Annotated in this window: 9 protein-coding genes; 3 read left to right on the top strand and 6 right to left on the bottom strand. The window is 55.7% G+C overall.

Annotation, left to right across the window (positions count from 1 at the left end; translation table 11 throughout):
* Positions 1-9: 9 nt before the first annotated feature.
* Complete coding sequence (gene malP / locus ACSIPU_RS21940) at positions 10-2,400, bottom strand: maltodextrin phosphorylase (protein ID WP_004106468.1); 2,391 nt, start codon at positions 2,398-2,400, stop codon at positions 10-12.
* Between the two features lie 619 nt (positions 2,401-3,019).
* On the opposite strand from malP, the gene malT reads away from it, so the two are divergent.
* Complete coding sequence (malT, locus tag ACSIPU_RS21935; protein WP_004106471.1) at positions 3,020-5,725, top strand: HTH-type transcriptional regulator MalT; 2,706 nt, start codon at positions 3,020-3,022, stop codon at positions 5,723-5,725.
* Between the two features lie 205 nt (positions 5,726-5,930).
* On the opposite strand, the gene rtcA is transcribed toward malT, so the two are convergent.
* Together rtcA and ACSIPU_RS21925 are read right to left on the bottom strand one after the other, a co-directional pair.
* A complete protein-coding gene (gene rtcA, locus ACSIPU_RS21930) occupies positions 5,931-6,950 on the bottom strand; it encodes an RNA 3'-terminal phosphate cyclase (protein ID WP_049101802.1) in 1,020 nt (339 codons plus the stop codon).
* Between the two features lie 4 nt (positions 6,951-6,954).
* Complete coding sequence (locus ACSIPU_RS21925) at positions 6,955-8,169, bottom strand: RtcB family protein (protein WP_016810018.1); 1,215 nt, start codon at positions 8,167-8,169, stop codon at positions 6,955-6,957.
* Between the two features lie 320 nt (positions 8,170-8,489).
* On the opposite strand from ACSIPU_RS21925, the gene rtcR reads away from it, so the two are divergent.
* The gene (gene rtcR / locus ACSIPU_RS21920; RefSeq protein WP_049101804.1) at positions 8,490-10,088 is read left to right on the top strand and encodes an RNA repair transcriptional activator RtcR; all 1,599 of its coding nucleotides are present in this window, start codon (positions 8,490-8,492) and stop codon (positions 10,086-10,088) included.
* Here rtcR and ACSIPU_RS21915 read toward each other — a convergent pair.
* The 3 genes from ACSIPU_RS21915 to glpE are packed head-to-tail and all read right to left on the bottom strand — an operon-like array spanning position 10,070 to position 12,067.
* Positions 10,070-10,828: a DeoR/GlpR family transcriptional regulator gene (locus ACSIPU_RS21915; RefSeq protein ID WP_004106478.1), complete on the bottom strand. Its 759-nt coding sequence runs from the start codon at positions 10,826-10,828 to the stop codon at positions 10,070-10,072. The two genes, rtcR and ACSIPU_RS21915, sit on opposite strands and share 19 nt — an antisense overlap.
* A gap of 19 nt (positions 10,829-10,847) precedes the next feature.
* A complete protein-coding gene (gene glpG, locus ACSIPU_RS21910) occupies positions 10,848-11,678 on the bottom strand; it encodes a rhomboid family intramembrane serine protease GlpG (RefSeq protein ID WP_004116008.1) in 831 nt (276 codons plus the stop codon).
* A gap of 59 nt (positions 11,679-11,737) precedes the next feature.
* Positions 11,738-12,067 carry a thiosulfate sulfurtransferase GlpE gene (glpE, locus tag ACSIPU_RS21905; RefSeq protein WP_024274780.1) on the bottom strand — a complete coding sequence of 110 codons (330 nt, stop codon included), beginning with the start codon at positions 12,065-12,067 and terminating at the stop codon, positions 11,738-11,740.
* Positions 12,068-12,269: 202 nt separating this feature from the next.
* Between glpE and glpD the strand changes: the two genes are divergently transcribed.
* A complete protein-coding gene (glpD, locus tag ACSIPU_RS21900; RefSeq protein ID WP_023321714.1) occupies positions 12,270-13,778 on the top strand; it encodes a glycerol-3-phosphate dehydrogenase in 1,509 nt (502 codons plus the stop codon).
* Positions 13,779-13,822: the final 44 nt, after the last annotated feature.

Raw genomic sequence — 13,822 nt, 5'->3', positions numbered from 1 at the left:
GGCCTGTCCTTAGCGTTTTGCCTGCCAGATACGTTGCTGATAATCGCGAATCGAACGGTCGGAGCTGAACATGCCGCAGCGCGCGGTGTTCAGAATCGTTGCGCGCGTCCAGGCTTCCTGGTCGCGATACAGCTCATCAACCTGCTTCTGCGCCGCCACGTAGGCTTCAAAATCCGCCAGCACCAGGTACGGGTCGCCGCCTTTCAGCAGACTGTGCAACATCTGGTCGAAGGCATGCTTATCGCCATCGCTATATTTACCGCTCTCCAGCTCTTTCAGCACCGCATCCAGCAGCTTATCTTTCTTCCGCCACTTCAGCGGGTCGTAACCTTTGGCCTTCAGCGCTTTCACTTCTTCCACAGTATGACCGAAGATGAAGATGTTCTCTTCGCCCACCTGCTCAGCAATTTCAACGTTGGCGCCGTCGAGGGTTCCCACGGTCAGCGCGCCGTTCAGCGCCAGCTTCATATTGCCGGTACCGGAGGCCTCTTTGCCCGCCGTAGAGATCTGCTCGGAGACATCCGCCGCCGGGATCAGCATTTCCGCCGCCGAGACGCAGTAGTCCGGCAGGAATACGACTTTCAGCTTATCGCCTACCAGCGGATCGTTATTGATCGCTGCGGCAACTTTGTTGATCGCCCAGATAATATTCTTCGCCAGGTAGTAGCCCGGAGCCGCTTTCGCACCGAACAGGAACACGCGCGGTACGCGGTCGGCCTGCGGGTTCTCGCGGATTTCTTTGTACTGCGCGAGGATATTCAGCAGGTTGAGGTGCTGGCGTTTATATTCGTGCAGACGCTTAATCTGAATATCGAAAATCGCCTGCGGATTAATTTCGATACCGGTACGCCGCTTCACAAACTCCGCCAGACGAACCTTGTTGGCCAGCTTAATCTCACGATACGTCTGGCGGAACGTCGCGTCATCAGCATATTTTTCGAGGTTGATCAGCTGGTCGAGATCGTTGGCCCACTCTTTCTTCAGCGTTTTATCCAGCAGCGCGGCCAGCGCCGGGTTACACTGCTTGATCCAACGACGCGGGGTAATGCCGTTGGTGACGTTATGGAATTTGTTCGGCCACAGCTGGTGATATTCCGGGAACAGATCTTTCACCACCAGATCGGAGTGCAGCGCGGCAACGCCGTTAACCGCAAAGCCGCTGACCACGCACATGTTCGCCATACGAACCTGTTTGTCGTGCACCACCGCCAGCTTCGCCCAAACCTGCTTGTCGCCCGGCCAGGTTTTATCCACCAGCGTTTTAAAGCGGTCGTTAATCTGTTTAATGATCTGCATGTGGCGCGGCAGCAGCGCTTTTACCAGCTTCTCATCCCAGCACTCCAGCGCTTCCGGCATCAGGGTGTGGTTGGTGTAAGCAAAAGTTTTGCTGGTAATCGCCCAGGCGTCGTCCCAGCTCAGCTGGTGCTCGTCAATCAGCACGCGCAGCAGCTCCGGAATCGCAATCGTCGGGTGAGTATCGTTCAGCTGAATAACTTCATAATCCGCCAGCTCTGCCAGCTTGCGACCTGCCAGATGATGGCGACGCAGAATATCGGCAACCGAGCAGGCGCACTGGAAGTACTGCTGCATCAGACGCAGTTTTTTACCCGCCTGATGGTTATCGTTCGGGTAGAGGACTTTCGTCAGTTTTTCGGCGTCAATGCCCTGCTGTTCGGCACGCAGGAAATCGCCGTCGTTGAATTTAGTCAGGTTAAAAGGATGCGCGTGCTTAGCCTGCCACAGACGCAGCGGCTGAGCCACGTTGTTGCGGTAGCCCAGCACCGGCAGATCCCAGGCTTCGCCGGTAATCACAAATGCCGGAACCCACTCACCATTTTTAGTCACTTTACCGCCGAGGCCCACCTGTACGTCCAGCGCTTCATTGTGGCGGAACCACGGGTAGTTGCTACGTCCCCAGTCATCCGGCGCTTCCATCTGCTGCCCGTCAGCGAAAGACTGGCGGAACAGACCGTACTGATAGTTCAGGCCGTAGCCGGTGGCCGACTGACCCACGGTTGCCATTGAATCCAGGAAACATGCCGCCAGACGGCCGAGGCCACCGTTGCCCAGGCCCGGGTCGATTTCCTCTTCCAGCAGGTCGGTCAGGTTAACGTCATGCGCCTGTAGCTCATCGCTGACCTGCTGATACCAGCCAAGGTTGAGCAAATTGTTGCCGGTCAGGCGACCAATCAAAAACTCCATTGAGATGTAGTTTACGTGACGCTGCCCTGCGGCCGCTTTCGCTACCGGCTGAGCCGACAACAGCTCGGACAGCGCACCGCTTACGGCGCGCCACCATTGACGCTGGGTCATCTCGGAAGCGGACTGTAAACCAAAATGCTGCCACTGACGCGTCAGTGCAGCCTGAAACTGAGCTTTGTTAAAAGAAGTCTGTGACATAAGAAATCCGGGTCCTTTACTAAAACGTTAGCGTTAGTGTGCCGACCTCCCGGAGTCACGTCCTCATCCCGCCAGGGATTAGCCGGGGAGGAGTAGCAGGGATGAGCGAAAAGTGTGATCGTGGCCACTATTACGTTAGCTTACCGGCAAAATTATGCTGCAAAATTCGCCGCTGCGGAACCCGCAACCTGTCTCTCCTGGCGAACAAAACTTTGTTACAAGCCTGGCTGATAAAAAGGCCATAAAATGCCGTTTTGTAAATATGGCGAAATAAAAGTAAATATTCGAAGAATAAACGGAATTTAATGCAGAAATAACTCAAAAAGATGACTTATAAGAATAAGCTGACAATATTTTAATAAAAACAAACAACTACTTAGATTGTAAAAAAAGATTAGCCTGTCGTGCCTGAATTTCCCGCAAGCCCAGAAACCGCGCACGCTGCCCTCCTTTATATCAATTTCACTCGATGTCAAAATTTGTGACATAGAGCAAATTCAAGAGCATAAAACTCGGACATAACTTGCAATAAAATTCATTATGGCCGACCTTATTGGGTATTAATTACGAAGCGCAAAAAAATTCGCAATCCCTCCCTTGCACAGCGAAATGAAGAACTATGTTGATTCCGTCTAAATTAAGTCGTCCGGTCCGCCTTGAACACACTGTGATTCGTGAGCGATTACTGGCGAAACTTTCCGGCGCGAACAATTATCGTCTCGCGTTGGTGACCAGCCCGGCTGGATACGGTAAAACCACGCTCGTTTCTCAATGGGCGGCGGGGAAAAATGACCTTGGCTGGTTCTCGCTGGATGAAGGTGATAACCAACAGGAGCGTTTTGCCAGCTATCTCATCGCCGCCGTTCAGCAGGCGACCGGCGGCCACTGTGCAGCCAGCGAGGCCATGGTGCAAAAGCGCCAGTACGCCAGCCTGCCTTCCCTCTTCGCTCAACTGTTTATCGAACTGGCCGACTGGCAGCGCCCGCTATTCCTGGTGATTGATGATTACCATCTGATCACCAACCCGGTTATTCATGATGCAATGCGCTTCTTCCTCCGCCACCAGCCGGAAAATATGACTCTGGTGGTGCTGTCGCGTAATCTGCCGCAGCTGGGTATCGCCAACCTGCGCGTACGCGATCAGCTGCTGGAAATCGGCAGCCAGCAGCTCGCTTTTACCCATCAGGAGGCCAAGCAGTTTTTCGATTGTCGTCTCAGTTCGCCTATTGAGGCCGACGACAGCAAAAGGCTGTGCGACGATGTTGCCGGCTGGGCCACCGCGCTGCAGCTGATCGCCCTCTCGGCGCGCCAGAACAACACTTCCGCGCAACACTCCGCCCGTCGTCTTGCCGGTATTAATGCCAGCCATCTTTCTGACTATCTGGTCGATGAGGTGCTGGATAACGTCGATCCGCGAACGCGTAATTTCCTGCTGAAAAGCTCGCTGCTGCGCTCAATGAACGATGCGCTCATCGTCCGCGTCACCGGCGAAGAGAATGGCCAGATGCAGCTGGAGGAGATTGAACGCCAGGGACTATTCCTGCAACGGATGGACGATTCCGGCGAATGGTTCCGTTATCATCCGCTGTTTGGTAATTTTCTGCGCCAGCGCTGTCAGTGGGAGCTGGCGGTCGAGCTGCCGGAAATTCACCGCGCGGCGGCCGAGAGCTGGATGGCGCAGGGCTTCCCGACCGAGGCTATCCATCACGCCCTGGCGGCGGGCGACGCTAAAATGCTGCGCGATATTCTGCTCAATCACGCATGGGGCATGTTTAACCATAGCGAGCTGAGCTTGCTGGAACAGTCTCTCGCCGCGCTACCGTGGTCAAACCTGCTGGAAAATCCGCGGTTAATTCTCCTGCAGGCCTGGCTGATGCAGAGCCAGCACCGCTATAGCGAAGTGAATACCCTGCTGGCCCGCGCCGAGCAGGAGATGGATACGGAAATGGACACCGCCATGCACGGCGATTTCAACGCCCTGCGTGCCCAGGTGGCGATCAACGCCGGCGATCAGGACGAAGCCGAGCGCCTGGCGATGGTGGCACTTGATGAGCTGCCGCTGGCCAGCTACTACAGCCGAATCGTAGCGACCTCGGTACACGGCGAAGTGCTGCACTGCAAAGGCCAGCTGAGTAAATCGCTGGCGGTCATGCAGCAGACGGAACAGATGGCCCGCCGCCATGACGTCTGGCACTACGCGCTATGGAGCATGATCCAGCAAAGCGAAATCCTGTTTGCGCAAGGTTTCCTGCAGGCCGCCTGGGAAATTCAGGAAAAAGCGTTCCAGCTCATTCGCGAACAGCATCTGGAGCAGTTGCCGATGCATGAGTTTTTGCTGCGTATTCGCTCCCAGCTGCTGTGGGCATGGGCGCGGCTGGATGAAGCGGAAACCTCCGCGCGCAACGGCATGAACGTGCTTTCGTCCTACCAACCGCAGCAACAGCTGCAGTGCCTGACGCTGATGGTGCAGTGCTCGCTGGCGCGCGGCGATCTGGATAACGCCCGCAGCCATCTGAATCGCCTGGAGAATCTGCTTGGCAACGGTCATTACCATAGCGACTGGGTATCCAATGCCGATAAAGTCCGGGTGATCTACTGGCAGATGGTCGGCGATAAAGCCGCCGCGGCAAACTGGCTGCGTCAGACGCCCAAACCGGAATTCGCTAACAACCACTTCCTGCAGAGCCAGTGGCGCAATATCGCCCGCGCGCAGATCCTGCTCGGTGATTTTGATTCCGCTGAAATGGTGCTGGAAGAGCTAAACGATAACGCCCGCTCGCTGCGTCTGATGAGCGATCTCAACCGCAACCTGCTGCTGCTCAACCAGCTCTACTGGCAGGCCGGGCGTAAAAGCGAAGCGCAGAAAGCGCTACTGGAAGCGCTCACCCTCGCCAACCGCACCGGGTTTATCAATCATTTTGTGATTGAAGGAGAAGCGATGGCGCAGCAGCTGCGCCAGCTGATTCAGCTCAATACCCTGCCGGAGCTCGAGCAGCACCGCGCCCAGCGTATTCTGCGCGATATTAACCAGCATCATCGCCACAAATTCGCCCACTTTGACGAGAGCTTCGTCGAGCGGCTGCTGAACCACCCGGAAGTGCCAGAGCTCATCCGCACCAGCCCGCTAACCCAGCGCGAATGGCAGGTACTGGGACTTATCTATTCCGGCTACAGCAATGAGCAGATTGCCGGCGAGCTGGACGTTGCCGCCACCACGATTAAAACGCATATTCGCAATTTGTATCAAAAGCTGGGCGTCGCGCACCGCCAGGATGCCGTTCAGCATGCCCAGCAGCTGCTTAAAATGATGGGATATGGAGTCTAATTCCTGCGCGATCTGTGGAAAACTATTCTGCTTTACCTAAAACGCTAACGCATTGTTATGTCATTAAAAAAAGCCAGCGAAACGATCCCCTCGCCCCTTCGGGGAGAGGGTCAGGGGAAGAACATGCGCAAAACAGCCCTCATTCCGGCCTTTTCCCGAGACAGAAGAGAATCACCACTTTACGTTTCCGGCGATACCGCAAAGTTTAATCGCGAACCTGAATAAGATAGCCAATATCACTCGGTTCACAGGTAAATCGGATCGGCAGAAACCGCTCAACCACCGCGATATTGGTCAGCAAATGCGCCGATACTTCCGCGACGGTAAATGCACCTTCGCCCGCCAGCGCCAGCGGTAATATCAGCTGGTCGGCCAGATATTCCCCCACAGCCGCTTTGCTTGCCAGATAGCGTTTGGCCTGCGAAGCAAGCTGGTGCGCAACCTTTTCAGCACTCACGCCTTTGGAGCCAAAAGCCATAAACAGCTCCGTAAGATGTTCGCACTCCACGGTCAGCGACAGCGTATTTCCCGGCCCGGCGCCGCCCTCCAGCACGCGAATTTTTTTATCTGCCAGCGGCAGCCAGGCCTTCAGCGCTATCACTTCGCGCTCGCCAACGTGGTAAGGAACCGCCGCCAGCAGCGCTTCTGCGGTGAGGCAATTCGTTTCACCACGCGAAAGCAGCTCTAGCCCGCTGAGTGACGCACTCGGCGCCACTTCCGTTAGCGCGGCGCCGCCCCCGGCCGGATAGAAGCCATGCTTGATCAAAGCCGTACGCTGGTTTATACCCATTTTCGCCAGCAGCGGCTCCCAGACGCGGCAAATGAAATCCGCGCTCGGGGCCGCCTGATTATGCGTGCCGCCGCTGACTTCGACGCGGGCCGGGCTATCGGCAAACCAGAGCGCCGGTAACACCGTTTGCAGCACCAGCATGCAACTGCCCGCGCTGCCGATGGCAAATTTATACGCTCCGCCGCGAATCGGCCCAGGGACAAAACGCAGCCGCTGCGAGCCCAGCTCATCGCCGCTCAGCTGAGCGCTACAGATCTCGGCCGCCGCCCGTACCGCCGTGAGATGCTGGCGCAGCAGTCCCGGTTTAGCGCGACCGGCGCGGATGCCGATAATCTCAAACGGCTGGCCGGTTATCATCGACAGGCTCAGCGCCGAGCGCAAAATCTGCCCGCCGCCTTCTCCCTGCGCGCCGTCCAGCGTAATCATCCTTTTCATTACATTATCCTTTCACGCATACCACCTGACGCAGGGTATGCACAATTTCCACCAGATCGGACTGCGCGGCCATCACCGCGTCAATGTCCTTATAGGCCATCGGGATCTCGTCGATGACGTTTGCATCTTTACGGCATTCTACATGCGCGGTGGCGCGAATCTGATCCTCTACGCTAAACAGTTTTTTCGCTTTGGTACGGCTCATCACGCGTCCGGCGCCGTGGCTGCATGAACAGAACGACTCCGGGTTACCGAGTCCGCGAACAATAAAGCTTTTCGCGCCCATCGATCCCGGAATAATCCCGTACTGACCGCGCCGGGCGGATACCGCCCCCTTACGGGTAACGTAAATCTCCTTCCCAAAATGCTGCTCTTTTTGCACATAGTTATGGTGGCAGTTAATCGCCTCGCTCACCAGCGTAAAGGGTTTGTCGATGGTTTTACGCAGCGCCAGCAGCACGTTTTCCAGCATCGCTTCACGGTTGGCGCGCGCATAATCCTGGGCCCAGCTCACCGCCCGAACGTAATCCACGAAATGCTCGCTGCCTTCAGAGAAATAAGCCAGATCGCGCGAGGGCAAGTTCGCAATATGCTGCTCCATATCTTTTTGCGCCATTTCAATAAAATAGGTGCCTATGGCGTTACCAATTCCGCGTGAACCGGAGTGCAACATCACCCAAACCTGCTGCGCCTCATCGAGGCAAATTTCAATAAAGTGGTTACCGGTTCCCAGCGTTCCCAGGTGCTTGTAGTTATTGGTGTTAAGGAAGCGCGGATATTTACTGGTTAGCCATTGAAACTCCGCATGCAGCGTTGACCAGTGCGCGTCAACGTTAGCCGGTGGATTTTCCCATGCCCCCGCGTCACGACGGCCCCGCCCGGTCGTCCGTCCGTGCGGCACGGCGGCTTCAATCGCACTACGCAATTCAGCAAGGTTATCCGGAAGATCCGCCGCCGTTAAGCTGGTGCGCAGCGCATTCATTCCGCAGCCGATATCCACGCCAACCGCAGCCGGAATAATCGCACCGAGAGTGGGGATCACGCTTCCGATTGTCGATCCTTTACCAAGGTGCACATCGGGCATAACGGCAACATGGTTGAAAATAAACGGCATCTTTGCCGTGTTAATCAACTGCTGGCGCGCTTCGTCTTCCACGGGTACGCCCTTGGTCCACATTTTCACCGGGGCGTTCTGGGTGGCCATCAATTCATAATTCATTGTCTTTTCTCATTTTATTAATAGGGCGGCGACAAGTTGTGAAGCATCTTAACGCCGGCTTAACCGGAGCCGCATCATGAGAACTTGCCGGCGCGTTATAACGGCGGAACGGAACTGAAGTAGATTAGCCATCTGATTTCCTGGTTCCGTTATTCTCCATGACAGTGTCTTTGCAACCTGCGTGCCAGATTATAAAAATAAAATTATTTGTTTGATTTTTATGATTTATTTATTTTTTCCCGCGCTTCATTCAAAAAGACACTGCGTGCGGGAAGCGAAAATACGATAATTAAATATCGTCTTTTATAAGGAAATCTAAGATGCGCAAAACGGTAGCCTTTGGTTTTGTCGGTACGGTACTGGATTATGTTGGCCGCGGCAGCCAGCGCTGGGAGAAATGGCGGCCAACCTTATGCCTGTGTCAGCAGGAAACACTGGTTGTTCATCGCCTTGAGCTGCTTTACGACGCCCGTTCGCGCGGCTTGTTTGAGACCTTAAAGCAGGATATCGCCAGCGTATCGCCGGAAACGGAGGTCGTCGGCGTTGAGATGACCATCCGCAATCCATGGGATTTCGAGGAGGTTTACGCCTGCCTGCACGATTTTGCCCGCAGCCACCGGTTCCATCCTGAAGATGAAGACTATCTGATACACATCACCACCGGCACTCACGTGGCGCAGATCTGCTGGTTCCTGCTGGCCGAAGCGCGCTATCTCCCGGCGCGACTGGCGCAAACCTCCCCGCCGCGGAAAAAAGACAAGCCCCATACCCCGGGCGGCGTGACGATCATTGACCTCGACCTCAGCCGCTATAACGCTATCGCCAGCCGCTTCGCCCAGGAACGGGAAGAGACGCTTAACTTTTTGAAATCCGGTATCGAGACCCGTAACCCGCGCTTCAACCGCACGATCGAGAATATTGAGCGCGTCGCTATCCGCTCCCGTTCGCCGATTCTGCTGAACGGCCCCACCGGCGCAGGTAAATCATTTCTTGCCCGCCGCATTTATGAGTTAAAGCTGGCGCGCCATCAGTTTAACGGTCCGCTCGTCGAGGTGAACTGCGCCACCCTGCGCGGTGATACCGCAATGTCGACGCTGTTTGGCCATGTCAAAGGCGCTTTTACCGGCGCAAGGGAAGAACGGGCTGGCCTGCTGCGCAGCGCTAACGGCGGGATGCTTTTCCTGGATGAGATTGGCGAGCTGGGCGCAGATGAACAAGCGATGCTGTTGAAGGCCATTGAGGAAAAACGCTTCTATCCCTTCGGCAGCGACCAGCAGGTCAGCAGCGATTTTCAGCTCATCGCCGGCACCGTGCGCGATTTGCGCCAGCGGGTTGCGCAGGGCCAGTTCCGCGAAGATCTCTACGCACGTATTAATTTGTGGACCTTTGAACTGCCCGGTCTGCGTCAGCGCCAGGAAGATATCGAACCCAATCTCGAGTATGAAATGGAGCGTCACGCCGCGCTAACCGGCGACAGCGTGCGCTTTAATACCGAAGCGCGCCGCGCGTGGCTGACGTTCGCCACCTCGCCCCAGGCGGCGTGGAGCGGCAACTTCCGCGAACTCTCCGCCAGCGTGACCCGCATGGCGACCCTGGCGGAAAACGGTCGCATCACGGTAAGCACGGTGGAGGATGAGATTGAACGGCTGCGCTACAGCTGGAACGATCGCCGCCCCTCAGCGCTCGACGCGCTACTGGGGGCGGAGGTGGAAAATCTTGACCTCTTTGATCGCCTGCATCTACAAAACGTCATTGCCGTATGCCAGCAGGCAACAACGATTTCCGATGCCGGACGCCAGCTCTTTAACGTTTCACGCCTCGGCAAAGCAACGGTCAACGACGCGGATCGGCTGCGCAAGTATCTGGCGCGCTTTGGCCTGAGCTGGGAAATGCTAAAGGATCAGCACAGCTCCAGCTGAAGGTTGTTATCGGTAATCACCTTCAGTACTCCTGCGGGCGGCATCACATCAGTATAGACCGCATCAACCATGCTGATGCTGCCCATATTCACCATCGCATTGCGGCCGAATTTGGAATGATCAACCACCAGCATTACGTGGCGGGAGTTTTCAATAATCGCCCGTTTGGTGCGCACTTCGTGGTAGTCAAACTCCAGCAGCGAGCCATCGCTGTCGATGCCGCTGATGCCAAGAATGCCAAAATCGAGTCGGAACTGAGAGATAAAGTCGAGCGTGGCCTCACCGATAATACCGCCATCCCGGCTGCGCAGCTCGCCGCCGGCCAGAATGATGCGGAAATCCTCTTTCACCATAAGCGTATTGGCGACGTTGAGATTATTGGTGACGATGCGCAAATCGTTATGGTTAAGCAACGCATGGGCCACCGCTTCCGGCGTGGTGCCGATATCGATAAACAGCGTCGCGCCATCGGGAATTTCGCTCGCGACCTTACGGGCGATGCGCTCTTTTTCCTGGGTCTGGGTCGACTTCCTGTCGTGCCAGGAAGTATTCACCGAACTGGAAGGTAGCGCAGCGCCGCCGTGGTGGCGCAGAATCATTTTCTGATCGGCTAAATCATTCAGGTCGCGGCGAATGGTCTGCGGGCTGACGGCAAACTGTTCGACCAGTTCTTCGGTACTGACGTATCCCTGTTTTTTTACCAGCTCGATAATCGCGTCATGACGTTGTGTTTGTTTCATGAAATATCCCTGGGAATCTCTACGTTCGTTTTCGCACATTCTGCGTATCAACAAACGCCATCGCCAGCCCGGTCACCAGACCAGCCACGTGCGCACCGTTCGCAATCGACATGCCGAAAACATCAAACCATCCAGCAACTAACCATACTAAGGAGAAGAGTATCAAGCCGCGCTGTAAATAAACGCCGCTCTGCGGATCGCGTTCGCCTCGCAGCCAGACATAGCCCATCAGCGCATAGACCACGCCGGACAGACCGCCAAACCACGGGCCGCTAAACTGATGCTGTACAAAGCCGCTCAGTAAAGCGCCGATCGCGGTAATCACCACCAGCTTGCCGCTGCCGATTCGCTTTTCTACCGCCCCGCCGAGGTACCACCACCATAGCAGGTTGAACAGAATATGCATCAGCGAGAAGTGCATAAGGGCATGGCTAAAGTAGCGCCAGACTTCAAATTTCAGCGAAGGATCGTAGGGCCAGGCCAGCAGCATCATGACCGGTTGATCGCCAATGACCGATTGCAGGACAAAGACGGCGATGCAGGCGAAGAGAACGCTCCAGGTAACCGGCCCGGCGTTGTGGCGAAGCGTCGCTAAAAAAGGGAATCGCTGGTAGTGCAGCCCGCTATTGGTGTGCCCCGACTGCCAGCTGGCGGCCAGATAGCGCGGATCGGCTGGATTTTCAAGAAATCGGGCCAGTTCGGCCTGCACGCGCGCGGCCTGGCTCTCGTCAGCCAGCCAGATATCGCTCTGTGTATGCTGCTGAATAGTCAAAATAATTCCCTGCGTCGCCATATAGTCGACAAACGCCTGGGCCACGCGCGGGTTGGCAAAAGAGGTAATCATTAACATGCAGCGGTTCGCTTATTCCACACAAAGGGGGATATTATAGCCACAACCTGCGCTAACGCCTAAACTGCGCCATGCGCGACTTCCGCCGGAAAATGCCGTTGCCAGGCATCAAACCCGCCGTCCACGCTGTACACCTTGTCGTAACCCTGCTGCAGCAGATATTGCGCAGCGCCCTTGCTGCTATTACCGTGATAGCACATCACCATGACCGCCGTATCAAAGTCGTTGTCGCGCATAAACGCGCCCAGCGTATCGTTGGTCAGATGAAACGCGCCCGGCGTATGGCCCATCGCGAAGCTTTGCGGGTCGCGGATATCCACCAGCACCGCCGTCTGCTGATGCATTTTCTGGTGGGCTTCTTCTACGTTAATACATTCAAAGTGATCCATAAGCTCTCTTTTTTTCTACAGGCAGGCGACGAAACGCCCCGGATTTTAGCGCCTAGTGTACAGCCTGGCGCGAAATAAACGCCAATATGTTACACGCATCACTCTGAAATGTTTTTTTGATGTTACCAATGGCGCGATTGTTTGCTATATTGAGCGATATCGAACATTTGTGAGCTTAAACGAAAGTGTAAGAGGTAGCAGCGTGGAAACCAAAGATCTGATTGTGATAGGGGGAGGCATCAACGGTGCCGGTATCGCGGCAGACGCCGCAGGGCGTGGTTTATCCGTGCTGATGCTGGAGGCGCGCGATCTGGCCTGCGCGACATCCAGCGCCAGCTCAAAGCTGATTCACGGCGGGCTGCGCTACCTCGAACACTATGAATTCCGCCTGGTGAGCGAAGCGCTGGCCGAGCGTGAAGTGTTATTAAAAATGGCCCCGCATATCGCCTTCCCGATGCGTTTTCGCTTACCGCATCGCCCGCACCTGCGTCCGGCGTGGATGATCCGCATTGGCCTGTTTATGTACGACCATCTCGGTAAGCGCACCAGCCTGCCTGGATCAACCGGTTTGCGTTTTGGTACAGAATCAGTACTTAAACCTGAAATCGTGCGCGGTTTCGAATATTCCGACTGCTGGGTCGACGATGCGCGCATGGTGCTGGCCAATGCCCAGATGGTTGTGCGTAAAGGTGGAGAAGTACGCACGCGCACCCGCGCCATTTCAGCAAAACGTGAAAACGGTTTGTGGATTGTCGAAGCGGAAGATATTGATAGCGGTGAAAAGTTCACCTGGCAGGCGCGCGGTCTGGTTAACGCGACCGGCCCGTGGGTCAAACAGTTCTTCGACGAGGGGATGCACCTGCGTTCTCCGTACGGTATCCGCTTGATTAAAGGCAGTCATATCGTCGTACCGCGTGTACATACGCAGAAGCAGGCCTATATCCTGCAAAATGAAGATAAACGCATTGTCTTTGTGATCCCGTGGATGGACGAGTTCTCCATCATCGGCACCACCGACGTCGAATATAAAGGCGATCCAAAAGCGGTGGCGATCGATGACAAAGAGGTTAACTATCTGCTGAACGTCTATAACGCTCACTTTAAAAAACAACTCACCCGGGACGATATTGTCTGGACCTACTCGGGCGTGCGCCCGCTGTGCGATGATGAATCTGATTCACCGCAGGCGATCACCCGCGATTACACCCTCGATATTCATGATGAGAACGGCCAGGCGCCGCTGCTATCGGTCTTCGGCGGTAAGCTCACCACCTACCGTAAGCTGGCCGAACACGCGCTGGAGAAACTGACGCCTTACTACAAAGGCATTGGCCCGGCATGGACCAAAACCGCGGTGCTGCCCGGCGGCGATATCGGCGGCGACCGTGATGACTATGCGGCTAAGCTGCGCCGCCGCTTCCCGTTTATCAGTGAATCTATGGCCCGCCATTACGCCCGCACCTACGGCAGCAACAGCGAGTTGATCCTTGATAAGGCGACCTCGCTGGACGATCTGGGCGAACATTTCGGTCATGAGTTTTTTGAAGCCGAACTGCGTTATCTGGTTGAGCACGAATGGGTTCGTTCACTGGATGACGCTATCTGGCGGCGGACCAAGCAGGGCATGTGGCTCACGGAGGAACAGCAGGCGCGCATTAGCGAATGGCTGGCGCAGCACGCGGGAAAGTCTGAGCTGTCGCTGGCGTCGTAACAGCGTAAATAGTAACGGGGCCCGTAGGCCCCGTTTTTTTTATG

The sequence above is a fragment of the Klebsiella sp. HN106 genome (assembly GCF_051209435.1).
In the GTDB taxonomy this organism is placed as follows: domain Bacteria; phylum Pseudomonadota; class Gammaproteobacteria; order Enterobacterales; family Enterobacteriaceae; genus Klebsiella; species Klebsiella oxytoca.
This window is presented reverse-complemented; position numbering and strand designations above follow the sequence as displayed.